The 24,872-nt window shown below is 52.7% G+C and carries 25 protein-coding genes and 3 tRNA genes; 19 read left to right on the top strand and 9 right to left on the bottom strand.

The window, feature by feature from the left end; translation table 11 throughout:
* Window positions 1-9: 9 nt before the first annotated feature.
* Complete coding sequence (gene nrfA, locus NNL38_RS10065; protein ID WP_439651390.1) at window positions 10-1,389, bottom strand: ammonia-forming nitrite reductase cytochrome c552 subunit; 1,380 nt, start codon at window positions 1,387-1,389, stop codon at window positions 10-12.
* Between the two features lie 596 nt (window positions 1,390-1,985).
* On the opposite strand from nrfA, the gene nrfB reads away from it, so the two are divergent.
* The 7 genes from nrfB (at window position 1,986) to NNL38_RS10030 (ending at window position 9,371) form a co-directional block, all read left to right on the top strand.
* Window positions 1,986-2,591, top strand: a complete 606-nt coding sequence (nrfB, locus tag NNL38_RS10060; RefSeq protein ID WP_255387911.1) for a cytochrome c nitrite reductase pentaheme subunit — start codon at window positions 1,986-1,988, stop codon at window positions 2,589-2,591.
* 4 nt (window positions 2,592-2,595) lie between these two features.
* A complete protein-coding gene (nrfC, locus tag NNL38_RS10055; protein WP_255387910.1) occupies window positions 2,596-3,285 on the top strand; it encodes a cytochrome c nitrite reductase Fe-S protein in 690 nt (229 codons plus the stop codon).
* The gene (gene nrfD, locus NNL38_RS10050) at window positions 3,282-4,238 is read left to right on the top strand and encodes a cytochrome c nitrite reductase subunit NrfD (protein ID WP_255387909.1); all 957 of its coding nucleotides are present in this window, start codon (window positions 3,282-3,284) and stop codon (window positions 4,236-4,238) included. Before nrfC ends, nrfD begins: the two co-directional genes overlap by 4 nt.
* Window positions 4,239-4,418: 180 nt before the next feature.
* Complete coding sequence (locus tag NNL38_RS10045) at window positions 4,419-6,416, top strand: heme lyase CcmF/NrfE family subunit (protein ID WP_255387908.1); 1,998 nt, start codon at window positions 4,419-4,421, stop codon at window positions 6,414-6,416.
* On the top strand, window positions 6,413-6,961 hold the full coding sequence (locus NNL38_RS10040; RefSeq protein WP_255387907.1) for a DsbE family thiol:disulfide interchange protein: 549 nt from the start codon (window positions 6,413-6,415) through the stop codon (window positions 6,959-6,961). Before NNL38_RS10045 ends, NNL38_RS10040 begins: the two co-directional genes overlap by 4 nt.
* Window positions 6,962-6,963: 2 nt before the next feature.
* Window positions 6,964-7,434 carry a cytochrome c-type biogenesis protein CcmH gene (locus tag NNL38_RS10035; protein ID WP_255387906.1) on the top strand — a complete coding sequence of 157 codons (471 nt, stop codon included), beginning with the start codon at window positions 6,964-6,966 and terminating at the stop codon, window positions 7,432-7,434.
* A gap of 275 nt (window positions 7,435-7,709) precedes the next feature.
* Window positions 7,710-9,371 carry a tetratricopeptide repeat-containing response regulator gene (locus tag NNL38_RS10030; RefSeq protein WP_255387905.1) on the top strand — a complete coding sequence of 554 codons (1,662 nt, stop codon included), beginning with the start codon at window positions 7,710-7,712 and terminating at the stop codon, window positions 9,369-9,371.
* Window positions 9,372-9,422: 51 nt separating this feature from the next.
* On the opposite strand, the gene NNL38_RS10025 is transcribed toward NNL38_RS10030, so the two are convergent.
* The gene (locus tag NNL38_RS10025) at window positions 9,423-9,623 is read right to left on the bottom strand and encodes a hypothetical protein (protein WP_255387904.1); all 201 of its coding nucleotides are present in this window, start codon (window positions 9,621-9,623) and stop codon (window positions 9,423-9,425) included.
* A 377-nt stretch (window positions 9,624-10,000) separates the two neighbouring features.
* Between NNL38_RS10025 and NNL38_RS10020 the strand changes: the two genes are divergently transcribed.
* The 5 genes from NNL38_RS10020 (at window position 10,001) to NNL38_RS10000 (ending at window position 12,268) form a co-directional block, all read left to right on the top strand.
* Window positions 10,001-10,921, top strand: a complete 921-nt coding sequence (locus NNL38_RS10020; protein ID WP_255387903.1) for a sugar kinase — start codon at window positions 10,001-10,003, stop codon at window positions 10,919-10,921.
* Window positions 10,922-10,935: 14 nt separating this feature from the next.
* A complete protein-coding gene (locus tag NNL38_RS10015; RefSeq protein WP_255387902.1) occupies window positions 10,936-11,568 on the top strand; it encodes a bifunctional 4-hydroxy-2-oxoglutarate aldolase/2-dehydro-3-deoxy-phosphogluconate aldolase in 633 nt (210 codons plus the stop codon).
* A 379-nt stretch (window positions 11,569-11,947) separates the two neighbouring features.
* Window positions 11,948-12,021: transfer RNA gene (locus NNL38_RS10010), tRNA-Cys, on the top strand.
* Between the two features lie 20 nt (window positions 12,022-12,041).
* Window positions 12,042-12,117 (top strand) — tRNA-Gly (locus NNL38_RS10005).
* Between the two features lie 64 nt (window positions 12,118-12,181).
* Window positions 12,182-12,268 (top strand) — tRNA-Leu (locus NNL38_RS10000).
* Window positions 12,269-12,416: 148 nt separating this feature from the next.
* Here NNL38_RS10000 and NNL38_RS09995 read toward each other — a convergent pair.
* The 3 genes from NNL38_RS09995 to NNL38_RS09985 form a co-directional block, all read right to left on the bottom strand.
* Window positions 12,417-14,156: an FG-GAP repeat protein gene (locus NNL38_RS09995; protein WP_255387901.1), complete on the bottom strand. Its 1,740-nt coding sequence runs from the start codon at window positions 14,154-14,156 to the stop codon at window positions 12,417-12,419.
* Between the two features lie 84 nt (window positions 14,157-14,240).
* Entirely contained in the window at window positions 14,241-15,116 is an 876-nt protein-coding gene (locus NNL38_RS09990; RefSeq protein ID WP_255387900.1) for an SDR family oxidoreductase, read from the bottom strand.
* Entirely contained in the window at window positions 15,113-15,757 is a 645-nt protein-coding gene (locus tag NNL38_RS09985) for a TetR/AcrR family transcriptional regulator (protein WP_255387899.1), read from the bottom strand. The genes NNL38_RS09990 and NNL38_RS09985 overlap by 4 nt, the downstream gene beginning before the upstream one ends.
* A 209-nt stretch (window positions 15,758-15,966) precedes the next feature.
* On the opposite strand from NNL38_RS09985, the gene NNL38_RS09980 reads away from it, so the two are divergent.
* Genes NNL38_RS09980 through NNL38_RS09960 form a run of 5 tightly spaced genes read left to right on the top strand, consistent with a single transcriptional unit; the run spans window position 15,967 to window position 19,193 of the window.
* On the top strand, window positions 15,967-16,719 hold the full coding sequence (locus NNL38_RS09980; protein ID WP_255387898.1) for a 5-oxoprolinase subunit PxpA: 753 nt from the start codon (window positions 15,967-15,969) through the stop codon (window positions 16,717-16,719).
* Entirely contained in the window at window positions 16,716-17,417 is a 702-nt protein-coding gene (pxpB, locus tag NNL38_RS09975) for a 5-oxoprolinase subunit PxpB (RefSeq protein WP_255387897.1), read from the top strand. Before NNL38_RS09980 ends, pxpB begins: the two co-directional genes overlap by 4 nt.
* Window positions 17,405-18,343, top strand: a complete 939-nt coding sequence (locus NNL38_RS09970; RefSeq protein ID WP_255387896.1) for a 5-oxoprolinase subunit C family protein — start codon at window positions 17,405-17,407, stop codon at window positions 18,341-18,343. The genes pxpB and NNL38_RS09970 overlap by 13 nt, the downstream gene beginning before the upstream one ends.
* A gap of 21 nt (window positions 18,344-18,364) precedes the next feature.
* Window positions 18,365-18,922, top strand: a complete 558-nt coding sequence (locus NNL38_RS09965; protein ID WP_255387895.1) for a gamma-glutamylcyclotransferase family protein — start codon at window positions 18,365-18,367, stop codon at window positions 18,920-18,922.
* Window positions 18,923-18,941: 19 nt separating this feature from the next.
* A complete protein-coding gene (locus NNL38_RS09960; protein WP_255387894.1) occupies window positions 18,942-19,193 on the top strand; it encodes a hypothetical protein in 252 nt (83 codons plus the stop codon).
* Window positions 19,194-19,226: 33 nt separating this feature from the next.
* Here the strand turns inward: NNL38_RS09960 and NNL38_RS09955 are convergent, their stop codons facing one another.
* Window positions 19,227-19,976 carry a DUF3108 domain-containing protein gene (locus tag NNL38_RS09955; RefSeq protein ID WP_255387893.1) on the bottom strand — a complete coding sequence of 250 codons (750 nt, stop codon included), beginning with the start codon at window positions 19,974-19,976 and terminating at the stop codon, window positions 19,227-19,229.
* A gap of 331 nt (window positions 19,977-20,307) precedes the next feature.
* On the opposite strand from NNL38_RS09955, the gene NNL38_RS09950 reads away from it, so the two are divergent.
* Window positions 20,308-20,529: a hypothetical protein gene (locus NNL38_RS09950; RefSeq protein ID WP_369414517.1), complete on the top strand. Its 222-nt coding sequence runs from the start codon at window positions 20,308-20,310 to the stop codon at window positions 20,527-20,529.
* A gap of 185 nt (window positions 20,530-20,714) precedes the next feature.
* Window positions 20,715-21,185: a DUF2947 domain-containing protein gene (locus NNL38_RS09945; protein WP_255387892.1), complete on the top strand. Its 471-nt coding sequence runs from the start codon at window positions 20,715-20,717 to the stop codon at window positions 21,183-21,185.
* A gap of 52 nt (window positions 21,186-21,237) precedes the next feature.
* Here the strand turns inward: NNL38_RS09945 and NNL38_RS09940 are convergent, their stop codons facing one another.
* The 3 genes from NNL38_RS09940 to NNL38_RS09930 all read right to left on the bottom strand — a co-directional run bounded on the left by NNL38_RS09940 (window position 21,238) and on the right by NNL38_RS09930 (window position 24,758).
* A complete protein-coding gene (locus NNL38_RS09940) occupies window positions 21,238-23,235 on the bottom strand; it encodes a diguanylate cyclase domain-containing protein (protein ID WP_255387891.1) in 1,998 nt (665 codons plus the stop codon).
* On the bottom strand, window positions 23,228-23,827 hold the full coding sequence (locus NNL38_RS09935) for a YfiR family protein (RefSeq protein ID WP_255387890.1): 600 nt from the start codon (window positions 23,825-23,827) through the stop codon (window positions 23,228-23,230). The genes NNL38_RS09940 and NNL38_RS09935 overlap by 8 nt, the downstream gene beginning before the upstream one ends.
* A gap of 94 nt (window positions 23,828-23,921) precedes the next feature.
* A complete protein-coding gene (locus NNL38_RS09930; protein ID WP_255387889.1) occupies window positions 23,922-24,758 on the bottom strand; it encodes a pirin family protein in 837 nt (278 codons plus the stop codon).
* Between the last annotated feature and the right edge of the window lie 114 nt (window positions 24,759-24,872).

The raw sequence follows: 24,872 nt of genomic DNA, 5'->3' as shown, positions 1-24,872 counted from the left end.
ACTGAGTGCCTAGTAGCCAGCCTCCCTCACTTTGGCTTGCTCATCCCATTCCGGAACGACTGTGCTGAGGAAGTTATCCTTCTCCCGGCGCATTTTTTCCATGTCCATGCCCAGTGCTTGCTGTGCTTTGGCTTTGGTCGAAATATCCGGGAGCGCGACAGGCTCGGTGATCCCTTTGGTCGCCAGCAGGCGAACCACTTTGGTTCGGGCATCGGTGGCTTTGTCCAGTGCTGTGCCCAGCGTGCGCAAAGCTACTTCCGGCGCGTGCATGTGAATGCCGTGGGAGGCGATGGCGTAGTCCCAACGCCATTGCGCATGGCGGATATCCATCAGGATCGGTTGCATTTCAGCTTCGGTTGCCCCGGCGTCCCAGGCGGCCTTGGCTTCAAAGTGCGCGGCTACAATTTGTTTCTCCGTCCGCAATTTCATGTCATTCACGCTGGCTTTGCGGCTGGCCACGATGCCTTTCATGGTTGCTTTATCCTGCGTATGGCACTGGGCGCAGGTATCTTCGAAGCGATCGAACGGGTTACCGATTTTATGGTCGGTGTAGACTTTGCCGTCCGCATTCTGCACTTTCGGCATGTGGCAGTCGATACACGTTACGTTGTTTTGACCGTGGATCCCTGCGCGCCAAGTCTCATAGCCAGGGTGTTGCGCTTTGAGCATTGGTGCTTTGGAGACGCCGTGAGTCCAGTCCTTAAAGCCAATCTCATCATAGTAGGCTTCCATGTCGTCAACTGTGGTGCCTTTGTCCCAAGGGAATTTCACCGCTTTGTTCGGACCAGAGAAATAGTATTCTACATGGCACTGGCCACAAACCTGGGCCTGCTGGTCGAAACGAGACTGCTGTTCAAACGGCTTACCAATGGTTGTCATGGCGCGTTCAACATAAGGTTTGGTCAGCGCCAGGGCTGGTTTGCCGTTGGCAAAGTCGTCACTGCCGGTACTGTGGCAGTCTGAACAGCCAATGGGGTTGACAACCTCGGAGCCGAGGCGTGCCCATTTGCCTTCAAAGTAGCCATCTTCGCCACGCTCATCAATTAAACGAGCGACATCCGGACTTTTACAGCTCCAGCAGGCCATGGGCATTGGGCCGCTATTAGCATCGGTCGGGCTGCCGGTGCGCAAGGTTTGCCGCACATCCGTGATCGCGTAATAGTGGCCACGCGCCTTATTGTAGTCTTTGGAAAAGCCGTAGCCGGCCCAGAGGATCACCATATTAGGATACTCAGCAAGGGCATCCTCAATGTCGGCGCTTTCCTCGGTGGCTTTCCAGCTGTGGTACTGATCCGCATGTGCTGTTGCAAACTGATCATTGCGCGGCTCAATCCGCGGTGGCTCATGCTCGGATGCTTGTCCATTCGCCGATATACAGAACACAGATATGAGAGCGGCAAATAATGCGGCTCGTTGGGTTCGTTGAATACTCACGATATGTCACTCCAGTTTTAATTATTCATCAATCAAGCCAAGCGTTGTGAAGGCGGCTCATTCAGGAATTAAAATTGGGTGCCCGTATACAGTATCAGAACTTTGCTTGGAGGGGATGAAACCCGACACTTTGTTGTTTTGGATCAAATAGGGATGTTTAAATTCGGGATGAGGTTACTGAAATACCTATCTTAACCCTAAAGGGGTATTTACTTTGTGGGTGAACAAGTGTGCAAGTTTTCATTTAAATTCTTCTAAATCAACCATTTACTGCAATTCTGGTTTTGATCTCAATCATCAAATGTTCATTTCATATACCACTTCCTGGCTATTTGTTACCGGGTTCAATGTTTCCCTGAATAAAACATTATTAAATGTAGGTGCTTAGCGTTGTGGCTGATCAATCGGGGAATTAAGAATGGGGTTAATTTGCAACTTCAGGATGCTTTACGTGATGAAAGCAGCAGGTTGCAACTAATGGAGCGCAAAAACTCGGTAAACCATGACCGGGTTTTGCGAAAGTCATTCTTACAAATATAAGTAGGTGCGCAATGGGCAATAGCAAAGTGGCCATCAATACAATGATGACCTTGTGGGTTGTCATTTGTATTCTTGGTTTCTCAGTCAATGTTGCTGCCAATGCTGAGCCGGACGGAGCCACGACAGCAGGCTCTAGTGCCGGGCAGGAAGCGACGCAGCATGTCGTTCAATTTATCAGGGATCGTGATTACGCTTGTACTCAATGTCATAAAGATGAGCAAGACCGGCTACAGGGAGCGCATGGGGATGTGATCCATGCCAGCACCAATCGGGCTGTTACCTGCACGGATTGCCACGGAAAGGTGGGGCAACATCACCGGGACGGGGCACCGGAGGTGATGAAGTTTGCCCCGGCACAGACGGTCGCCGGGGCTGAGAAGCCTGCCGCGGATCCGCAATGGGTGATGGCACAGAACCAGACTTGTGTTGAGTGCCACACCCCGCAGGTGATGCGCGAGGCAAGCTGGACGCATGATGTTCATGCAACCACGCTGTCTTGTGCTTCCTGCCACACGGTTCATCCTGTGGCGGACCCGATGGCGGGGATATCCAGGAAGTCGAAGATTAAGTTGTGTGTCGACTGTCACTCAGATCAACAAAAAACCAACAGGAGGTGATGGTATGACATGTTCGAGAAGAAATTTCCTGGCCGGTGCCGGCGCGGTGATATTTACTACCGGCGTCAGCAGTAGCAGCCTGCTTGGCCGTCAGTCACTGGCGGCTACCATGGAAGTCGGACCGAAACGCTATGGTATGGTCCATGATGAAACTTTGTGTATCGGGTGCACTGCGTGTACTGATGCCTGTCGCGAAGTTAACCAGGTTCCTGAGGGAGTATCCCGCCTGCAAATCGTCAGAAGCGGGCCGCAGGGAGAATATCCCGAGGCAGACTACCAATTTACCCGGATTTCCTGTCAGCATTGCGATAACGCGCCTTGTGTTTATGTGTGTCCGACCGGTGCCGCGTTTAAAGACCCGGAAACGGGGATCGTTGATGTCGATAACTTTAAATGTGTCGGCTGCGGTTACTGTCTGGCCGCCTGCCCCTACCAGGTGCGCTTTTTTAATCCGGAGACAAAATCAGCAGACAAGTGTGATTTTTGCCGGAAGACCAATTTGAAAGCCGGAAAGCAACCTGCATGTGTTGAGTCGTGCCCGACCAAGGCGCTGACCTTTGGTGATTTAAATGATCCCGACAGTGAGATCTCCAGGCTGCTGGAGCAAAAGACGGTGTATCGGGCCAAGGTTGAACTGGGTACTCAGCCGAAGTTGTACAAGGTGCCACATGACAAAGGGGAGATAAAAGGATGACTACTTTCACTGATGCCTTTTATTTTGATGCGCTCGTTTGGGACTGGATTATCGCGGTCTACCTGTTCCTGGCAGGTATGTCGGCCGGGGCGGTGATGATCGCCATCTATCTCAAACGTAATGTGATCCAGGGGCATCCCAGTATGAATGGGATCATCCGGGCAACCGCTGTATTGGCACCGCTCGGAATTATCGCCGGCTTGCTGATCCTGATTTTCCACCTCACCAAGCCGTTGTCTTTTTGGAAGATCATGATCTTTTACAATCCGACCTCGGTGATGTCGATGGGGGTCATGTTATTTCAGATCTACATGGCGGTGTTGTTCGCCTGGATTGCGGTGATGTTCCGGACCGAGCTGGTGCGGCTGCTCGGCAGCAGGCTGCCGGTGGTCGACAAGCTGTTGCGATGGCTGGAAGGGTATGAAGTGGGGCTGGATCGCTTACTGGGATTGTTGGCGTTGCTGCTGGCAGCCTACACAGGTTTTCTGCTCTCGGCCTTACAGACGTTTCCGTTGCTGAACAACCCGGTACTGCCGCTGCTGTTTTTGTTCTCCAGCTTGTCGTCCGGGGCCGCAGCATGCTTGTTGTTTGGCGTTCTCGTCTTTAAAGAGTCTGCCCATAGCGCCAGTGTGCGATGGGTTCACCGGATCGAGCGACCGGTGGTGCTGTTTGAACTGTTTGTTTTGTTCGCCTTCTTTATCGGCCTCTATTTTGACGGTGGTCAGAGCCAGGTTGCTGCAATGGCGGCCATTGGCGGTGGATTCTGGGCCTCCTGGTTTTGGTACGGGGTGATTGGTGCCGGGATGTTGCTCCCGCTCAGCCTGAATGCAGTATCATCGGAGGCGGTTCGTCACAATAAGGCATTTATCATGCTGGTGACTTCGCTGAGCCTGATTGGGGTACTGATGCTAAGGACCTTTATCCTCTATGCCGGTCAAATGACCACGATCTAGTTCGGGCTTGATCTCGGCCCCTCCTGACCCCATCGCCATCCGCTCCGTGTGGCGATGGGGTCTATTTCAACTCAAGTACCAAGAAAACTGGCGCTCATTACGATGAGTCTTGATCAATGGCAATGCCGAACAACTCTGGGTACAGCAAGATAACGACAGACAACACAGAAAGGAACAGATATGTTGCCGGAGATCGGACATTACGCGCTATTGCTGGGCTTTAGCTTTGCTTTGCTGGGCGGCGTGGTGCCCTGGTGGGGAATTGTCAAAAGAGAGACCCAGCTCATCGGGCTGGCCTGGCCGTTGAGCTACGGGGCTTTCGGGTTTACGCTGCTGGCCATCGTTCTGCTGGCTGTGAGCTTTGCGCTCGATGACTTCTCGGTCGCTTATATTGCCCAACACTCAAACAGCCAGTTGCCCTGGTATTTTAAAGTTGCCGCAGTTTGGGGTGGGCATGAAGGCTCGTTCCTGTTCTGGGTGCTGGCATTGGCTGGCTGGGCTGCGGTGGTTGCGCGGTGCAGTCGGGGGCGAGATGAAGTGTTCAGCGCCAAAGTTCTGGTGATCCTGGCCCAATTGGTGGCGTTGTTCAGCGTTTACTTATTGGTGCTGTCGAATCCGTTCCTGCGCCTGGAGAGTGTTCCACTGGAAGGACGGGATCTGAATCCGATGCTGCAGGATGTCGGGTTGATTTTTCATCCGCCGATGCTGTATCTCGGTTATGTCGGCTTTGCTGTTAGTTTTGCATATGCGATTGCAGCCTTGCTGACCAAGCCTGGCACGGCTCCCTGGGCCGGATGGGCCAGGCCTTGGACTGCCGCTGCCTGGGCGTTTCTGACCGGTGGGATTGTGCTGGGATCATGGTGGGCCTATTACGAGCTGGGGTGGGGCGGCTGGTGGTTCTGGGACCCGGTCGAAAACGCGTCATTCATGCCCTGGCTGACGGGTACGGCGTTAATGCACTCTCTGATCATCACAGAGCGCCGGCAGGCGCTCACCAACTGGTCCCTGCTGCTGGCTATCTTTACGTTTTCCCTGAGTTTGCTCGGTACCTTTATTGTTCGCTCAGGAGTACTGACCTCGGTCCACGCTTTTGCCGTCGACCCGACGCGTGGCCTGGCTCTGCTGGGACTGCTCGGGGCTATCTTGTTGGTGGCCCTGCTGTTGTTTGCTGTGAAAAATATAACACCATTGTCTGCCCGCCGGTTCGGATTCCTATCTCAGCCTGCTTTATTCATGGGGGGAAATAGCTTGCTGGCGGTTATCACGTTGACGATTCTGCTGGGTACCTTCTATCCCCTGGTGTTCCAGGCACTGGGGTGGGGCAAAATATCGGTCGGCGCCCCTTACTTTAACCAGATCTTCGTTCCGCTGAGCTTTCTACTGTTTGCCCTAATGGGCCTGGGCGTGCTGATATACCAGAAATCGGGACTTAGCTTGATGATACGGGGACTGGCCCCCTTATCGCTTGCTGTGGTTTTGGGGGGGATTTTATCGGTCTGGTTTGAGCAGGGGATCAACCTGAACGTGTGGCTGGCGCTCACCTTTGCCTTATGGATTGCCTTCACGGCCATTGAAGCCCATTGCATGCAAGCAAACCGGCAGTCGGTGAAGCGGTCTGTCGATCGGACGTGGGCGATGGTGCTAGCGCATCTCGGTGTTTCGGTAGCCGTCATTGGCGCTACATTAGTCAGCCATTACAGTATTGAAACCAGCCATAAAATGGGACCGGGAGATGTCGCCAGGCTGGGCGCGTATCAGTTTACTTACCAGAACACAGAACTACGGATTGGGCCGAACTATACTGCAGCACGCGCCCGTATCTCGGTTGAACGGGACGGTCAGCCCCTGACTGTGATGTATCCCGAACGGCGCCATTATACGGTGCGGACCATGACCATGAGCGAGCCTGGTATTCAGGGATACTGGCATGGCGATTTGTACATTACGCTGTCAGAAAAGTTGGACCGGCATGATTATGCGGTGCGCATTCAGTATAAGCCGTATGTGCGCTGGTTGTGGTTTGGCGGGATTCTGATGATGATTGGCGGTTCAATTGCGGTGGTGGGGCATTTTACCCGTACCCTCATTGCTTCACAGGTTAAATCCGGGCGGTATGTTACGGGGGGGAATACCGGGCGCCTCCGGTCAGTATTGGGCGAGAGAGTGGAGGGGCCATGAAACTGTCTCGATTAGTACCTCTGCTCCTGGTCAGTTGTTTTGGTGCAGCCCTGCTGCTGGCCATGCAGGTTCAGGTACCTGAAGCGCCTGATCGCGAGCAGCCATTCCCCGCGTTTCGGCTTTCTAGCCTGCTGCAGCCGGAAAAACTAACCCCGGCATCGTTACCGCCTCAAGTTTATATCCTCAATGTCTGGGCTTCCTGGTGTCGTGTTTGTCGGCAGGAGCATGGCTTCTTAATGGATGTCGCAGCACAGCAAACATTGCCGATTATTGGGCTGAATTACCGGGATCAACGTGACAGTGCAGTGCGCATGTTAACCCTGTCGGGTAACCCTTATCAGCAAGTGATTTTTGACCAGCAGGGCAGCCTGGCACTGGATCTGGGCGTTTACGGGACCCCGGAGACGTATCTGGTCGATCATCGCGGCATGATCCGCTATCGCCATCACGGCGCACTGAATTCAGCCGTGTGGCAGCAGCAGTTTGAACCCAGGATAAAACGCCTGCGGGCGTCGCAGGAACGTGTGGGAGAACAGGGAGGTTAAGTATGTCTTACCCAAGTGTATATCCGATGAAGTGTGCCATTTGCCTGATACTATTGGCCTGTTGGGTATGGCCGGTCATGAGTCAGGCTCAGCAAAGCGCCGAAGTTTTTATCGCGGCGGAGACTGAGCTGGTGGCATCCGTGGAGACGTACGCATTTCGTACTTCGGCTGCACAACAAAGAGCGCTGGCATTAGCCAAGCAGCTACGCTGTCCGCAATGCCAGAACCAGAATCTGCTGGAGTCAAATTCGCCGGTGGCAAAGGAGTTACGGCTGAAGGTCTATCAAATGGTTGATCAGGGCCAGACCGATCAACAGGTGATCCAATATATGACCAGCCGTTTTGGTGATTTCGCTTGGTATAAGCCGAAACTATCGCCTGGCACTTATCTGTTATGGGGAGCGCCGTGTATCTTGCTGCTGCTGTTTGGCAGCCTGGCTTATCTTTCAATTTATCGTCAGCGTCCACGGTGAGTCCAGGCCACATTTAATGATATAAATAATATTAAATCGCGCCAGAAATACCATCTTTGAATATAGACTAATATTCTTTATCAGCCGTGAATAAAGAATATTTTTTTATATGCACCAAGCGTATTGTTTTCCTACAATGAAAAGGGTGCTATAGAAAAGAGTAAGGAAAATACTTAAATATCACCCTCATAAGGTCTTTATTATGAGTATTATCATTGAGTCTGGTGTCATCGATTCATAATGATAAACAGCATGGCTGGCTAGGGAGGCTTTCAGTGCTTAAAGGGAAGAAGTTTTTATTGATTGATGACAGTAATACCGCGATTACTTTGATGCGTTCAATGCTGAACAGCTATGGTGTTACGAATGACTATATTGATAGTACAACGGATAGTCAAAAGGCGATCCGCGTGCTTGCGTCACATAGTTATGATGTCGTGATATGTGATTACAATATGCGTCACAATATTGACGGCGGTCTGATTTTTGACGAGGCCAAACGTCGCCAGCTATTACCAAGCGATGGCGTGTTTATTTGTGTGACCGGAGACAATACCCAGCAAGTTGTTTCCCATTTTATTGAGCTCGAGCCGGATGATTACTTAGTGAAGCCTTTTTCTGCATCTACATTTTTTGAACGTATAGAAAGAGTTGCTGAAAGGAAGTCTGCCATCTATCCGCTTCTGTTAGCCGTCGATAATAAGGAGTATCAGACAGCGATCGGGCTTTGCAAACGATATAAGCTAAGTTATCCCGACTACGGCGGATATATTGACCGAATACATGGTGATTGCTTATTACGCTCAGAAAGACATATGGAAGCGAAAAGGTTTTATGAAGAAGCCTGTCAGCATACCGACCACCTTTGGCCGAGGGTGGGTTATGGTCAGGCATTAAAAGAGTTGGGGCAGTTAAAAGAAGCTGAGGCCGTATTTCAGGAAATTTTGGATAAATATCCCAAGCAACCCTTAGCCCGAAAACATCTGGCTGGTTGTCTGATGGTTTCCGACCGTGTCCCTGAAGCCCTGGAGCAGTTTAATATTTTGCACAAGGTGAACTCAGCCAACCCGTTACGTGAGTTAATTATTGCAAATTTGTATGCATCACTTCAGCAGCATAAAAAAGCGGCGATTGGTTATCAGCGTTATATTTCGAAAGTGGCGGGAACCAGTCGCTATAGCCATGGGGTGGATTTAAATATATCGGTGTCACTGATGCTGGCAAGTCTTTATACCGAGAATGTTGCAGAACACACTGAGCTGGTGAAAGAAGCCCGCCATAATATCAATGAGCAGCGTATCGTTGGGGAGTCAGAGGAAGAGCGCTTAGAGAGTGAAATCAGCGCGTTGGCGGGGGTGGCGATTTTTGCCTGTTTGCATGGAGATATCGAGAACTGTTTTACCATTGTTAATAAAGTGAATTCGTTGGATAAGCCACTGACGGACTATTATACAGTGCTGAATATCGCCAGGCTTTATGGCTTCTGCGGAATGCCGGACAAGTACGAGAAAACCATGCAACTGGCTCGAAATTTGTGTGCTTTAAGTGATGATGATGCCCTGATCCAAAGCCAGGTAAAATTGCTGGAAGCGTGCCATGCAGAAATTAACCAGCGGCTGACCCGAGGTAATAAACTGGTTGAGCAGGCGTTTGAAAAGCGGAAAAACAATCAGGCGATTGAAGCCATTGAAGACGCCTACCGAGCGTTTCATATGGTACCGTTTCATTACCGGTTGTGTTTTTTAATCCTTGAGTTGACAGCATTGGCCACACCATCTTTTCTAACGTCGAAAGAGGTTGAAGCTGTGATTTACTCGTGCCATTGGGTGTTGCAGAATGATACCCGGCCAACGGCTGAAGAGGTCAAAAAGGCCGATGAACTTTACCGGGTTGCCATGCAGCGAGTCGGAAATATGCCGAGAGCATCCATTGCTTGAAGACGGGTGAATGGTTCACCCGCTCTTCGTCTGCATGCGCTGCGCTATATCTCAAGTCAAGGTGTAGACGATCAGGCCGGTAAATACAGAACAGGCGCCGGCGAACATCCCTAACTCAATTCTCTTTTCAACCAAACACTCAACGTCTTGGGCTTTGAGAGTGACCAGGCTAAACAGAAAACCGCCCGCCAAGCCGGTCAGTAATACGCCCAGGCTAAACAGGAACGCATTGACGAAATCCATGAAAACCATACTTTTCTCCTTTAGGGCCAATTAAAATCAATTGCGTGCTCGTTTTTATGCAGTATTTTTCCGCTGTGGCACGTCTTATCTGTATCTCTAGGGGCTGAATCATACCGTTTCTTGACGTGACTGTAATCTCCTGAGCGCCGTTTAATCCCGGCTATAGGGCGAGGAAGAGGGGAGTCGCGGCGGCAGTCGCCTCTCAAAGTTGCGCATCTTGTCTTAGAAAACAGATAAAAACACCGTTCAGAACTTGATAGCCCTTCTCGATTTATGTTTGGAATTTATTGCTGAAACTCATGAAATTGCAGGGTTTTGTGGTAAACCGCGCCACGAATGATGGATTACGCTTTTATTTAGAGCTGATTTTGGAATAGGGAAGCCGTGTGAAAATTGCATTTTTTGGTGAGTGTATGGTCGAGCTCAGCGGGCAGCCGTTACGTCGAACCTTTGGTGGCGATACATTTAACACCGCCCTGTATCTGGCGCGCTTGGGCCGCTCGCGTCAACTGTTTGTCAGCTACGCCACGGCTTTGGGGACTGATCATATCAGCGCCGATATGCTCTCAGCATGGCAGGAAGAGCACATTGACACGGCAATGGTTCGTAGGCTGGAGCATAAACTCCCAGGATTATATCTGGTGGAAACCGAACCAAATGGGACGCGTCATTATCATTACTGGCGTAATGACAGTGCGGCCAAGTTCTACTTTGCTACTGCCATCAGCCCTTTAGAAGCAGCGATTCAGAGTCGACAGCTGGATATCCTGTTTGTCAGCGGTGTCAGCCTGGCCATTCTGGCTGAAGAGGCCAAAGCCGTATTGGTGACATTACTGGAGCAAGTGAAGGCCAATGGTGGGCAGGTGGTCTTTGATAACAATTTCCGGCCACAGCTGTGGACGGCCAAGCAAGCACAATATTGGTACCGGCAAGCATTGCCTTATGCTGATCTTGTGATTGTCAGTGAAGCGGATGAGCAGTTGATTTGGGGCGATTGTGATGTGCTTGACCGCTATTCGGCTTTTGGCTGCGACGAAGTGGTGGTGACTCGCGGTCACCGGCCGTGCCTGGTCTGCACTGAGGTAGGCTCGGGATGTCCGGTAATCAGCGAAGTCGCGGTGAAAGTGTTTGAAACCATGAGGGATCCTAGTGCGGCAGGTGATGCCTTTGCTGCCGGATATCTTGCTGGCCGATTGAGTGGTGGAAGCGCTACAATGGCGGCTGAGCTAGGCCATGAACTGGCCGCCATCGTGATTCAGCATCCGGGAGCCATTATTCCGCTGGAGGCGATGGAAGACATTATATAAGGAGAAGCGTGTTCATGTCTCAAGCCCTGATTGAGCAATTGTCATCTTTTAAAGTGATCCCTGTGATTCAAATCAATGCCGTTGAGCAGGCTGTTCCCTTGGCGAAAACCCTGGTTGACAATGGGCTGCCGGTTGCGGAAGTCACGTTTCGCACCGAGGCCGCTGCGGAAGCGATTCAGCAAATGCGTGAGGCGTACCCTGAAATGTGTATTGGCGCAGGGACTGTCCTGACGGCAGAGCAAGTGGATCGAGCTAAAGCGGCCGGAGCAGAATTTGTCGTGGCGCCGGGCCTGAATCCGGACACCGTGCGTTATTGTCAGGCGCAGAGTATCCCCGTGATCCCTGGGGTGAATAATCCCAGCCAGATTGAACAGGCTTTGGCGTTAGGGCTGACTTTCCTCAAATTCTTCCCGGCGGAGGCTTCGGGTGGGGTGGCGATGGTCAAAGCATTGCTCGCACCTTATGTGGATATATCGCTGATGCCAACCGGCGGGATCAGCAAAACCAATGTCCGGGATTATCTGGCGCTTGATCGGGTGGCCTGTTGCGGCGGAACCTGGATGGTCGCCCCGACACTCATTGAAAACGGGCAATGGGATGAGGTTGGGCGCTTAGTGCGTGAGGCCGTAGACTGGACACAGGGCTGACAAAAGATCTGCTATTGTACGCCGCACTACGCGGCGTATTTTCTGGCATCAATTGAATAAGTCGCGTATTTCGCCTTGATGAAGGCTGAACTTGGCGATAGTGGGTTATTTTAGGTGTTTGCTAGCAATCCGGGGTGAGCATAACTCAGCTTTTTCATGACGCCTGAAAAGTGAACCTCCCTTTAACAGCGCTTCAAACCTAGGAAGTATCGTTTGGTTTGAGTGATTGAGTCAAAAAACAATCGTTCCGGCTAGCTTTGGCTGTAAAACAAACACTTGGATTAATCAGTTGAATTTTCTTGTTGACTCAGTCGAGGCAATCCGTAGAATGCACCCCATACCGCAACGGGACACCCCGATAAGCGGTTGAAAATATAAAGGCGCGTTGGCAGAGTGGCTATGCAGCGGATTGCAAATCCGTGGACCTCGGTTCGACTCCGGGACGCGCCTCCATCTTCATTTGAAGATAAAAAGCGACATTAGCTCAGCTGGTAGAGCGCAACCTTGCCAAGGTTGAGGTCACGAGTTCGAACCTCGTATGTCGCTCCAAATTAATCGATACGGCGGTTTGCGGTATCGAATGATTGAATAAAAATCAAAAACAGAATAGCGAGCCCTGGTGGTGGAATTGGTAGACACAAGGGATTTAAAATCCCTCGACGTTCGCGTTGTGCCGGTTCAAGTCCGGCCCGGGGCACCATTATTCATAACGGCTTACAGGTTTTCCTGTAAGCCGTTTTTCTTTTTGCATGACTTGAACCGAAACGCCTTTCTTGCTGAAGCCATCCCCGGAGCTAACCCCGGGGAAAATGAAAGCTTGCTTGCCGGCGAATAGTGGCAGCAAGTGATTAGTAAACCACTGCACCAGTATTGAGCTGGTTCGGCAGATCAGGGGTGTACATCGGGTTCCTGAACGGATAACCGCTCGCTCCCACAGCAATCGCGCTGCCGTCTGTATTGAGATCTACGGTGTGCCCAAAATAGGCATTTTCTTTCGCTTCATTGGCCTGCAACGTCAAGCCCAGATGCCAGTGTTGCTGCGCATCTTGCCGGAAGATATGTACAGCACCTGCATTCTTGAACGGGACGTCCGGCTGAGCCGGCAAGCTTGCTTGAGATGCCGTTGCACCGACGGCTAACACCGTCCCGTCTCCGCTCAGGCTGAGGCCGAACTGGCCGAAACTGTTGGAGGAATCCAGGTCGGGGCTGGAAATTTTGGTGGCAAATTGCCAGCGGTCTTCATCATCCCGGTGGTACACATAGACTTGACCGTAATTCGTATTTCTCCATCCGGGCATTGAGATAACCAGCGTGCGGCCATCGCTGTCCATGTCGACTTCTGCGCCAAATTCTGCCACAGGCTCCCTTTCACCGCGCAGCGACGCCGATAACTGCCAAATACCCTGCGCATTGCGGCTGTAAGTCGAGACATGGCCATACCGGTAGTTATGGACAAAGTAGGGCATTCCGACCGCGATTTGCGAGCCGGAATAGTCGATGGCGAGACTATAGCCGTAACCTTCTTCTGCTTCGATATAGGAGCCTTTCAAGTACTGCTTTTCAGTCCAGTTGCCGTTCGGCTGGCGCTCGAACAAATACAGGCCGCCTGAATCTTTACCGATATTATCATTCTCCAGCGGAGCGTCTGCCGTCGCAGCATCATGGCCGATGGCCGTGACGGCCAGAACCTTGCCGTTCCCACTGAGCTTGACCTGATGGCCGAAGAAGTCAAAGGTGTCCAGGCTGGAGGCGCTCTTGAGGTAGGCTTTTTCCTGCCAAGTGCCAACTTCAGATTGTTCGAAGATATAGACGGCACCGACACCGTCAGTCGCGTTTAAATTTGGATCATCAACTTTTGTTGAAGCTTCTCCGCTGGCGCCGACAGCTAACGTTTTGCCGTCATCAGACAAGCTGAGACTGACACCAAACCAGTCGAAGCCGTCGCCATTACTGGCGGTAATGCGGACCGGCTCTTGCCAGTTGCCTTTTTCATCCCGTTGATACACATACACAGCGCCCATCTGCTGATCAAAAAATTGACCGGTGCCTTTATCTTCAAAAGGTGCTGCGACTGCTAGGGTATTACCGTCGGCACTGAGACTGACGCTTTCCGCATACACGGCGTTTTGCTGGATGGCGGTGGGCTGAAACACCGTGGTGGTTTTGAGCAGCTCAGATACGGGTAATGCCATCAGGTTAGAGTCCGTCACGCCCGATGCATTGACGGCTCGAATGAAATAGGGATGGCCTTGTATCGCCTTGACTGCCCGGGCAGATAAGGTGAGTTCTGTCCCATGCGTTTGTGCAACCTCGGCGCAGCTGCTGTCATCGGTCGTATCGGTGATGCACAGCTGGTAATACTCGGCCCGTTCAGCGTTTTGCCAGGCAAAGTGGATACTGCCTTTTTGCGTCGTTGCTGCGGTAATTTCCTGCAGGTTAAAAGCACTCGGAGTACTTTTGGGTTGGTCTGGTTGGTCTGGCTGGGTTCGTGGTGTACTCCCGTCCCCACCGCCGCCACAGGCTGAAAGGAGAAGAGAAACGAGAATGGGTAAACCCATGGCCTTGAGTGTTTTCTTGTTGTTCTTCATGTCATTGTCCCTGACGTTGTGTAAGCATAAGTTTCTGGCCGGCGGCAGCTTGGCCTTCGGCTATCGTATCCTGTTATTGCTGAATCACAGCTGGTGCTCCGAGATGTTCAGCTTGTGAAAATAAGACGCCAGCGTGTGTTGGCCATAGGCTGGCGCGATCATGTCCTGTGCCGTGGCTGTGAGGAAAAACTCCGCTGTTCCTGTATACTTTTCCGGCATATAGCTGGACAAGAGGAGCGTGGCTTGACGCAGCCAGTCCGGGATACACGTGATTTTGGTCGGTTGTTGCGCGGCTTCAAAGGCAATGCCGGCGACCTGACGGTGGGTCAGTATTTCTGGTCCGCCGACATCCAGTTCCCGGTCATGGGTATGAATGGCTTCAATGCAAAAGTTTGCCAGATCATCACCATGGATTGGGTTGAGCTGTTGTGTACCTGCACCGAAAAGATAAACGCGTCCCCGTTTTGCCATGTTGTAAAACTCTGTCATGTCAGAAAAAAATCCGTTGGGCCGAATCACACAAGGTTTGGCAATGGTTGAGTTCAGCAGTTGCCTGGCAAAACGCTCTTTGGCTCGTAGCAGCCGAACCGTTTGAAAAGCAGGGGCGTTGAAGGCAGAGATATAAATAAACCTTCTGACACCTGCTTGTTCGGCTTCTTTTAACAGGTTCATGTTGGCCTGGTAGTCCACGTCCATATATCCCAAACCGTCACGCTGACGGGTGATCCCGACACAAGAAATAACCACCTCAATTCCATCGCAACAGCCGCGCAGCGAGCCTGGATCTGTAACCTCGACCACACGGATCTGCTGATCGGTTAAGCCCATCGCTTGCAGTTTTTTCGGATTTCTTGCCAGGGCCAGCAGTGGATAGTCCTGGTTGCATAGCTGAGTAGCAAGGTGGCGTCCGAGATAACCGGTCGCACCGGCCAGCAGGACGCGAGGTTTCGCTTCTGTCATAACGTTTCCTGATTCTTCAGTAAATTGAGAAAAAACTGGGTTCTGAGCCCGACGTGCTGTTCAAGTTGGCTCGGTGTCAGCGGCATGGTGCCGGTAAAGCGGAGCTCATCATAGAAATCACTTTTCCACAGTTGAAACAGCATATCGGCCAGTTGAATGGGCTCAAACGTCGGCGAATGAACGTTGCCTTGCTCCAGTATCTGGCAGATCGCCGCCACGGCGCGCTGCGGACCGTTGCGAAACAGCTGATCTTTGAGCCCTGCAAGCTGCGATCCGGCAGCAGCAATGGCGTTATCAAAGGCGATCACCCGAGGCTGGCTGATCAGCGTCATTAGCTGGATCCCAAGCCGGTTGAGTGCCTGCGCCAGGCTGTCCTGATCCTGCGGTTCGATTGTGGTCGTCGCTGATTTGACGGCGTTTAGGGTGAAGCTTTCAACGTACGCCCTGATCACCCCTTCCAGGCTGCTAAAGCGCCGGTACAGCGTTACCTTGGAGATTTTGGCTGTGCTGGCAATCCGCTCAATGGAGAGGCGGGCGATACCATCCGTGCTGAGGATCTCGTCAATCGCAGCGAAGATCTGTTGGGTTTTCTGATGATCCACCGGACGGCCGGTTTGGTTGATACGGGTCTCTGTCGTCATGAGATTGATTGCTTACTGTGTGAATGCACAAAATATAAGCAAACCAATTGTGAAACGCAAGCGTTCAATAATTGGTTGTTACTTATTTCTGATTGGTTTATAGCGAGTTAGTCAGTCCCGAACACGGGCAAAATACCGCCGTTGATCCGCTTGGGATTTGTGTATAAAGTTAAATTAATCAGTGAAATAGAAGGTTGCAGGGAATCGCAATGAAACTGAACTGTGATATGGGTGAGAGTTACGGCATTTGGCAAATGGGAAATGACCAGGCTGTGATGTCGTGGATTGATATGGCGAATATCGCCTGTGGTTTTCATGCCTCGGATCCGGATGTGATGGCGAAGACGGTATGCTGGGCACTGGAGCACGGCGTCGATATCGGGGCACATCCCGGTTATGACGACAAGCCTGGCTTTGGCCGTCGCAGTATTCCGCATTCGCCTGAATCAATCACCCAGCTGGTAGCGTATCAGGCCGGTGCGCTGGAAGCCATTTGCCGGCTGCAGGGGGGATATATTCGGTATATCAAACCGCACGGTGCGCTGTATCACGATATGATGGCCGATGAAGCTGTCTTCGAAGCCATGCTCAGGGCGGTTGCCGGACTGAACCGGTTTGCATCGATGCGGTCAGCTGAACCGGTGAAGCTGATGATCCAGGCCCGTTCAGATAATGACAGCTACCAGCGGCTTGCCCGGCGTTATGCAGTGGGACTGTTGTTTGAAGGTTTTGCCGATCGGGCGTATGGCGATGATGGCAACCTGGTACCGCGCAGTGAGCCGGGGGCTGTTCATCGTGATCCGGCCCGAATCGAACAGCAAATCCGTCAGCTGGCTGTGGGTGAAGTGACCACCATTACGGGGAACAGGCTGGCATTGCAGGCTGATACCGTTTGCGTTCACGGCGATAATGATGAATCCGTGGCCATGATTGCCCGGCTGCACCAGGTACTCCACCCATGATGCGGGTAGCACCAGTTTCAGAAACCGCATTGATCGTTTATTTGGGCCATCGTATTGATCCGCAGGTGACCGAGCAGGTTGGCAGGCTGGCTCGGTTCGTGAAAACTGATTTTCCGGATGCACTGATTGAAGTGATCCCTTCCTACACCTCCCTGTTTATCCAGTTCCACCCGCGAAAGACCTCCTATGTGGCGTTGGAGCAGGCCATGCTTCAATATCAGTCGGTGTTGGCGCAGCCTGCGTCGGAGCATGGATCCCAGAGCGGCAAGCTCATTACGCTGCCGGTTTATTATCATCCGGACACAGGGCCGGATTTAGCGGCGGTGGCGCAGGCGTGTGGTAAAAGTGTTGAGGAAGTGGTTACCTTGCATAGTCAGCCGTCCTACACCGTGTGCGCGATCGGATTTGCGCCGGGATTCGCCTTTCTGGCCTCTGTCGACCCGGCGATCGCGATGCCTCGCCATGCTGAACCCAGGTTGAAGGTGCCTGCCGGCAGTGTTGGGATTGCCAATGCCCAAACGGCCGTTTATCCGGCCGACTCGCCTGGCGGCTGGCAGATTATCGGGAATTGTCCACAGCCACTGTTCTCGCCGAACCGTGAGCCGATGACACCGTTCGTTGTGGGTGACAAGGTCAAGTTCGAACCGATCGACCGGGATCGGTTTTTAGCGCTGGGAGGGACATTGTGGCCGCACTAGAAGTACTGCACCCGGGGATGCTGACGTTGGTCCAGGATACCGGTCGGCTGGGGGCCGCTGAACTCGGATTGAGCCAGGGGGGGCCGGTTGATTTGCATGCGTATTGCTGGGCTAACTACCTGGTCGGGAATGCGATGGGTTGTCCGCAGCTGGAAGTCACTTTGGGGCAGGCCAGTTTTCAGGCTCAGGCGACCCTGGCCTGTGCTATCACAGGCGCCGATATGGCGGTGACTGTGGATGGTGAGCCACTGGCATCCTGGCAAAGCTTTATCCTGCGCAAGGGACAAGTGCTGAAATTCGGATATGCCCGGTCTGGCCTCAGAGCCTATCTCGCGGTGAAAGGCGGTATTGATCTGCCTCTAGTGCTGGGAAGCGCTTCGGCGGTGCCCCGTAACCAACTGGGGGGTATCCAGGCGGGGAGACCCCTGGCTCAGGGGGATGTGTTGCCGGTAGCAAGCGGTGAAGTCAATTGCTACACATTTAAGCCGAAACAGGTCGTGCCGCGCTATATCCCGGATTATACCGTGCCGGTCCGGTTGCGGGTGATGGAGTCTTACCAGTGCGAGTATTTTGCGGACGAGGTCAAGCAGCGCTTCTACAGTAGTGACTATCAGGTCAGCCAGCAGTCCGATCGCATGGGGTGCCGTCTGGAAGGGCCAGAGGTTCAGGCAGATATCGACGGCATTATCTCTGAGGCGATTGCTTACGGCGCGATTCAGATCCCGCCGAACGGACAGCCGATCATTTTGCTGAATGACCGTCAGACACTAGGCGGATACCCTAAGCTAGGTTGTATTGCCCGGATGGATATGCCAAGGTTGGCTCAGGCCAGGCCGGGAACTTCGGTTCAGTTTGAACGGGGTGACTGGGCTGTATTGTGTAAGGCGTGGCAGGACTTTTCGCAGTTTTTTGGCTTGCCGATGTAGGGCTTTGTGTGGGGATACAGTATGTATATTTTCGGTTATGGCAGCCTGATTAACCGCCATTCGCGCCAGTTGACGGGACAGACCGGCGAAGCGGTGCCGGTGGTTGTTGACGGGTTACACCGACGTTGGGGCAAAGTCGATGGCAGTTACAGCATTTCGCCGTTGGTGTGCGAGCCGGGTGACGGATGCTGTAACGGCGTGCTGGTTCGGGTGCATGACGGCTTCCTGCCGGAGTTTGATCGGCGAGAGAAGGGCTATCGCCGTATGGCGTTGGATCCGGGGGCAGTCCGCACCGAGCAGGATGCCACACTGAGCGATGATCCGATTTGGGTCTATGTTCGTGAGAACCCGGCGCCGCCGTGTCCGGCTCAGCCGATCATGCAAACCTATGTTGATACGGTACTGGCGGGCTGTTTGTCGATTTCTGACGCGTTTGCCCGCGCATTTGTCGAGACTACGCAGGGGTGGCACCATCCGTTTGAAAATGATCGGCACCAGCCGAAATACGGCAATCTGGCCGGGGTGGAAGCGGCGCATCTGAGCCTGATTGACCGCCTGGTGGCGGATGTTCGACCGTAATTCGTTCAGGCAGAGCAAGATGGCAAAACCGAATAAGAAAGGGCCGACTAAAACCGTCGATATTTATTGTGCGGGCTGCCAGGCAATGTTGTTTAAGTACCGCAAAGGCGGGAAAGGAGCATTAGTGAAATGCTTCAAAGAGAGGATCAGCCGCGACTTTACCACCCTGCCATGTGTCTGCCCGCAATGCGAGGCGGTGTTTGCCCGAGATACTCTGGTTCGCGGAACCCCGGCGTTTAAGATCATCGGGGGTAAAGTGCGGATGAAGTAAACCTGCCGGCAGGTGTTCAGCTTAGGGCGATGCTTACGGTACTGCGGCGGTTTCTCTCGGGCATTGGATATCCCGGCGCAACAGCATCGCCTTGAGGTTGAGCAACCTGCGCTTGTAGGTGGCTTTCACCAGTTGATAGTCCACCTCCGGCGCAAACCACATTACCAACTCACGATCGGGCTTACGGATCTGTTCAACCCGAAAGGTATTAACCCGGCCAAAATTGGAATTGATCACTTCCTGACTTTTTACTTCAAAGTAATACCGGTCAACGTCATCGGTATCTTGCAGCTTGAAATCAAATGCTGTTTTTCCCTTGATCAGGTTCAGCCGGATCTGGCTACCGATTGCGTCGCCGTCACGGATGGGAATGTCCTGACTGGTAAAAGTCAGGTTTTCGCCGTCATGTCGCAGCGCGGTGCTGCGCCCATCCTTGCTGAAGGTGGCCGAGGTCTGGCCGGCCATCAAACCGGAAATATGGCGATCAAACGAATGGGTCAAGAAGGCGTTTTCTTGCGCCGACCAGAAGACCCGGCTGTTTTGCCGCAACTGGCTTTTGGACACTTTGATATCAATCGTGCTGTAGGAGCGGATCTGAACCTGCTCGCCTTGCCAGCGAAGCGTGCGTTGGTAATGGCCGATTCTGTGGTTGCTCAGAAACAAGTCATAGGTCAGTGACTTGGTACATTGATGATATTGCTGAGCCGGCAGTGCCAGCACTGACGCGGTAAAAAAACACGTTCCCATCCCCAGCAGGAACAGTACAGCTAACTGTAATTTCACCTAACCTCCACGGCAACGATCATCATTAAACGTTAGCAGTCGGTGCCTGATTGCGCAAAAATCGGATAGCTCAGCCCGGTACGTCAGTGGCGTATCCGACAGAATGATGAATCTTTTTTTGCAAAATAAATTCCGAACTATGAACAACTTAGCGAGATATTTGCATTCTTGTTGTTGCAACAACCGCGATGGTAAATCCTAATGCAATGAAAATATTAGGGTTTTATTGAAGAGGCTTTGCGGGGCAATATGAATATTTAATGGCGAAAATTTGACGGTATGCCGACTCGCTCCTATTTTTATCTGGGTTTAACTGACAGAGAGGTGAGGCATGATGAAAAAAATGAATTCAGCATATCGTCTGCGGGTGATAAAAGAAGTTGCAACACGACAGCGGTTGCTGGAAAACGGGGATCCCATGGCCTGCCACATCTCTCAATTGTTGCAAGAGCGACATCAGCAAGCACCGTCGATTGAACAGCACTTTAGCGGTTGTCATTATGATGCAAGTATCGGCGGCTGGGTCAGTAACCTCTGGGGCGCGAAAAAGTAAGTCACAAGTCTGCTCGGAGCCGGTTCCCGCAGGAATACCTGTGCGCTCAGCTGGCTCCTGTCTCGACCTCTTATGCTGCAATACCGATTCAGGATGTCGTCATTTTCAGCTACATTCCCTGCAAAACTGGAACAATCCAGACGACTGAGGTACATTGCCCGGGCATTGTATTGTTAGGTCTCAGCATGAACTACTTAGAGTTAGACAGCTATCCCCGCAAGTGGATTTTCACCCACGCCTCGATGCCGGTGTCGGCAGATGATTTACCCCAAATCAAGCCGTTGACGCAGGCACGCTCCGCCCAGCTGTGGCGCGAACATATCAGTAGTCAGAGCCCGGATGCTGATCACTTCGGCAAAGGTGACTGGCCGCATGATGAATCGATTTGGTCAGAGCAGCAGGACTGGCAAGCCGCCTGGGACGGTGACGAGCCGGAACTACCGGCGGCAATTGCTGAGTTTATCGATTGGGAAGATAACACCACGGTATTTTTCTGCTATGAAAAATACAATGTGATTGAGACCCAATGGGGCGTGTTCAAACGCAACTGGAAAAACTTTTTGTTTTTCGACGATGGCCCGTTGCTGATTGGTCGCAAGAAATCTCAGGCGGTGTGGTTTAGCTCGAAAGGGACCTTTCAGTGCGCGCATCGCTAAATAGCGTCGAGTATGGTCGGTGGGGGACCCGGGCTGAACGTCACCCGAATGCTCAGGGCTGGCTTGGATGGTAGGTGTTGAACTCAATGATCTGTCCTTTGCCGGACAGTTTAGCCCCATACATGGCTTTATCGGCCCGCCGTAAAATATCTTCCACTGCCAGCCCTTGTTCCGGGTGGACATAGTAGCAGCCGATGCTGGCGCTCATCCCGACTTGTTCGCCCTGCTCAAGTTTGATCGGCTCTTTGATCCGCCGCAGGATACGCTCACTGGTCTGGACGACATCGGCTTGCTGGCTGATCGGATAAATGATCGTGACAAATTCATCGCCGGCCAGACGGGCCACCAGATCACTGCGGCGGACGGTCCGATTGAGACGTTCGGCAATAATTTTTAACACCAGATCCCCGGCGTTGTGCCCATAACTGTCATTGATTTGCTTAAAATCATCCAGGTCGATGAACAGGACGGCAAACAGCTGCTGGGACTGTTGCTGAGTGCTGAGCAGGTGACCGATCTCTTCACATAATTTACTGCGGTTGGCCAGGTTGGTCAGCGGATCATGGGAGGCCAGATGCTCCAGTCGTTTCATTTCTTTCATCGACCGTAAATCCGAGGCAATGAGCACGGTCTGTAGTTCATGGCTGTCTTTGATGTTTGTGATCCGCACCAGCAGCGGAATGTAAGAGCCACTTTTACAACGCTGGTTGATCTCTCCCTGCCAGTGGCCGGTTCGCTCAAGCTCGCGCAAGATCAGTTGTTCCATCCGGCCAAAGGTGGCGACATCGATGAAGCGATGGAAATGGCGGCCGATGACCTCCTGCGCCTCATAGCCTAAATATTGCGTGAATGCCGGGTTCACCATCTGCACCTTGCCGCCACCGCTCAGGATCATGATCGCATCCTGGCTGCTGTCAAAGACCTTGGCGGCCATTTTTTGCTGCCTTTCAGCTTGCTGTCGTTCGGTCACATTTTCAATCGCAAACAGGGTTTGCAATTGCTGGTGCAGCGGGCGGCTGGTGATTTGGTAATACCGGGTTTCCCCATTCGGATTGGCGCCGATCACCACGGTATGATCGAACTGGCGTTGCCCGCTCAGGGCAGCCTGGAGCTGTGCTTGGAAGGTGTCCGGCGTTTCCGGGTGCATGGCCTCTTCAATCCGCATGCCGGTAAGATTGAGCGGCTTGAGTTCCAGGACGTCGCGGCAGGCTTCATTGGCCAGGATGATCTGCTGCTGGCCGTTCACCACAATCAGCGCATGTTGCACCGTTCCGATAATATCGTCAGCAAAGGCTTTTTCATCACTGAGCTGACGCAGGGTTGCGCGGATTTTGGCATTTCGCTCATTGAGCTGAGCTTGCATGCTGTTAAAGCATTTAACCAGCTCACCTAATTCATCATAGGTATGCGGGTGGATCGGCGCGGGTTTTTCGTTCTTGATGATGCTGGTCATCGCTTGGTTGAGCTGGGTGATCGGCTGGATCACCCAGTACTGGATCCGATTGACCACATAGGCACTGATCGCGAATATCACCAGCAGTAATGTGAAGCTGACCTGAAAGTGTGTGAGTCGCATTTCCTTCAGGGTTTCCAGTGAAACGGCAATATGCATATGTGCGATCGGTTCGTTCTCCAGGGTGACGGGCACAATCAGATAAAGCAGGTCGTCGCTGAAGTAGTGGCCCTGGCTGACAACCTGATGCTGCTGCTCAGGACTTGGCGGGATGAAAGTCACCGCCGGGTTTTCATAGCGGGCAAACACGGTGTGGTCCGGGCGTTCGAGCCGGACCCAGGCCACAAGCGGATCGGCCTTGAAGGCTGACAGAACCTCGTTGCCGACGATGGGATCATTAAACAGCACAGCAGCGGTGAGGTTCATGCCGACACCGCTGGCCAGAAGGCGGGTGCGGGTCAGCAGGTTCTGCTGCTCAATCTTGAGGTAATTCTGATAGGTAATGAACTGAAAACAGAGAAACACCAGGATGATGACACTCATCACCGGCAGAGAGAGCCGTTGGCTTAATGACAGTCGGCGCATCAACTTACTCACCGGCACCTCCTGATTCGACATCCGCTGGCAGCAGCGCGATTCGGAGTAAGTGTGCGCTGATTGTCAGCCCGCTGTGATTGACGTGATCCAGGGCGATGGCTGGTTTGATCCGGTGCTGGAACGCTCGGAGCTCAATCATGCCGCCTTTATGCAGAAAAACGTCGCTGTCGCTGACGGTGAGAATTCCTTTGATTCTCGGTACGCTGGACAGATAAGTGAGGCGGTCAGCGGTGATATAGACAATGTCACACTGGGCTGAGAGTGTCTCCAGATTATTGAGGGCCTGAATGTCGTACTGTTTGTTCGGTTGATTCTTGCGCTCAATTAACAGGTGGAGGGTGACGGTGACCTTATCGTTGCCCAAGGTGCAAAACCGGCTCGGATGCTGCTGATTGGGCCAGCGGACGAAGTTGGTAAAGTAATAGATATAAAGCGCCTTGATCCGCGCTTCACTGGCAACGGTCGGTGGCGGAACGTGGCCGGCGCTCTGGGCATGGAGCACGGGCGGGGAGAGTCCGATGAGCAGCAGCAGGGTACTGAGGATGCCGCCTCGTCCGGGGTTGCGACGGAGCGGGCGGTCGGGACGTACCATGAATATGTTGCAATACTGCCTGAACTTGCACATACCGCCTCACTGTCGAACTGAGATTGCCCGCTTGCCGTGTGTTTCATCCACTGCCGGATAGTCAGTGCTTGGTTTTGCGCGCCGCGAGCAGCTCGGCAATATGCTGGCTGCCGGATGCCAGATTCGCTGTTGACGAGTGCACTGAGCTGCCGGAGGAGACAAAGTGCTGGTGCAGGGGCTCACCCAGGGTGACAAAGAAGCGGGCGCCGAGTCGGCCGGTTTTGATCTCCAGCGGCAGGGCGGAAGGGTAGAGCGTGCCCATCTGGTGCGGCAGGAGTTGGTTGCCACTGATATAGATCTCGCCGGAGCGGACGTAGATAAATCCGGTTGTCTGCTTGGCATCGGGAACAAATTGCCAGCAGCCGTACGGGGTGATCATAATATCCAGATAGGTGACTGGGATACTGTAGGTCACCGGGCTGATTGCATCCTTATAGCAGCCGATGAGTACTTTGGTGGTGGAGTCGGTTTCTTCAACCAACGGAATGTTGTGGGAAGCTATATTCCGGCTCGACGCTTCGGCCATTTCGGATGGACCTGCCGGCAGGGCGGTCCACAAACTGAAGGATTCGACCCGGCCATCCTGTGGGGTCATCGTATCTTTGTGGATGATACCGTGCCCGGTGGTCATGACATGAATGTCACCGCTGTTGAGGGTGACATGGCTCCCGGCGGAGTCATGGTGCCTGAGCTTTCCCGTGACAGGGTAACTGACAGCGTCTACACCGGAATGACCGTGATAATCCAGGCCGGTTGAGTGGACGACTTCTTTGGCTTCGAAATGATCCCACAAGACGAAGGGATCCAGTTCATAAATGTCGTCCGGGTTGATGAAGGCGGTGATCGACCCGGATTTATGACCGTAGCGGATTTTGTTGATCGTTTTTGTGTTTTTCATGTCCAAATACCACTTACCACTGCGACTGAATCGGAGGTTGGACTTGAACTGCCTTCAAATGTCTATACGAGGCTGCGCCGGTGGCTTGCAGATCGCAATATCAATCTGACTGGC

The sequence above is a fragment of the Photobacterium atrarenae genome, assembly GCF_024380015.1.
GTDB lineage: Bacteria > Pseudomonadota > Gammaproteobacteria > Enterobacterales > Vibrionaceae > Photobacterium > Photobacterium atrarenae.
The sequence above is the reverse complement of the archived record's forward strand: the minus strand, read 5'-3'. Positions and strand labels throughout refer to the sequence as shown.

What these genes read in the sequence shown, in the direction of transcription:
- nrfB (WP_255387911.1), top strand. Translation starts at nt 1,986, where the DNA reads ATGGGCAATAGCAAAGTGGCCATCAATACAATGATGACCTTGTGGGTT.
- nrfC (WP_255387910.1), top strand. Translation starts at nt 2,596, where the DNA reads ATGACATGTTCGAGAAGAAATTTCCTGGCCGGTGCCGGCGCGGTGATA.
- nrfD (WP_255387909.1), top strand. Translation starts at nt 3,282, where the DNA reads ATGACTACTTTCACTGATGCCTTTTATTTTGATGCGCTCGTTTGGGAC.
- NNL38_RS10045 (WP_255387908.1), top strand. Translation starts at nt 4,419, where the DNA reads ATGTTGCCGGAGATCGGACATTACGCGCTATTGCTGGGCTTTAGCTTT.
- NNL38_RS10040 (WP_255387907.1), top strand. Translation starts at nt 6,413, where the DNA reads ATGAAACTGTCTCGATTAGTACCTCTGCTCCTGGTCAGTTGTTTTGGT.
- NNL38_RS10035 (WP_255387906.1), top strand. Translation starts at nt 6,964, where the DNA reads ATGTCTTACCCAAGTGTATATCCGATGAAGTGTGCCATTTGCCTGATA.
- NNL38_RS10025 (WP_255387904.1), bottom strand. Translation starts at nt 9,623, where the DNA reads ATGGTTTTCATGGATTTCGTCAATGCGTTCCTGTTTAGCCTGGGCGTA.
- NNL38_RS10015 (WP_255387902.1), top strand. Translation starts at nt 10,936, where the DNA reads ATGTCTCAAGCCCTGATTGAGCAATTGTCATCTTTTAAAGTGATCCCT.
- NNL38_RS09995 (WP_255387901.1), bottom strand. Translation starts at nt 14,156, where the DNA reads ATGAAGAACAACAAGAAAACACTCAAGGCCATGGGTTTACCCATTCTC.
- NNL38_RS09990 (WP_255387900.1), bottom strand. Translation starts at nt 15,116, where the DNA reads ATGACAGAAGCGAAACCTCGCGTCCTGCTGGCCGGTGCGACCGGTTAT.
- NNL38_RS09985 (WP_255387899.1), bottom strand. Translation starts at nt 15,757, where the DNA reads ATGACGACAGAGACCCGTATCAACCAAACCGGCCGTCCGGTGGATCAT.
- NNL38_RS09980 (WP_255387898.1), top strand. Translation starts at nt 15,967, where the DNA reads ATGAAACTGAACTGTGATATGGGTGAGAGTTACGGCATTTGGCAAATG.
- pxpB (WP_255387897.1), top strand. Translation starts at nt 16,716, where the DNA reads ATGATGCGGGTAGCACCAGTTTCAGAAACCGCATTGATCGTTTATTTG.
- NNL38_RS09965 (WP_255387895.1), top strand. Translation starts at nt 18,365, where the DNA reads ATGTATATTTTCGGTTATGGCAGCCTGATTAACCGCCATTCGCGCCAG.
- NNL38_RS09960 (WP_255387894.1), top strand. Translation starts at nt 18,942, where the DNA reads ATGGCAAAACCGAATAAGAAAGGGCCGACTAAAACCGTCGATATTTAT.
- NNL38_RS09950 (WP_369414517.1), top strand. Translation starts at nt 20,308, where the DNA reads ATGATGAAAAAAATGAATTCAGCATATCGTCTGCGGGTGATAAAAGAA.
- NNL38_RS09945 (WP_255387892.1), top strand. Translation starts at nt 20,715, where the DNA reads ATGAACTACTTAGAGTTAGACAGCTATCCCCGCAAGTGGATTTTCACC.
- NNL38_RS09935 (WP_255387890.1), bottom strand. Translation starts at nt 23,827, where the DNA reads ATGGTACGTCCCGACCGCCCGCTCCGTCGCAACCCCGGACGAGGCGGC.
- NNL38_RS09930 (WP_255387889.1), bottom strand. Translation starts at nt 24,758, where the DNA reads ATGAAAAACACAAAAACGATCAACAAAATCCGCTACGGTCATAAATCC.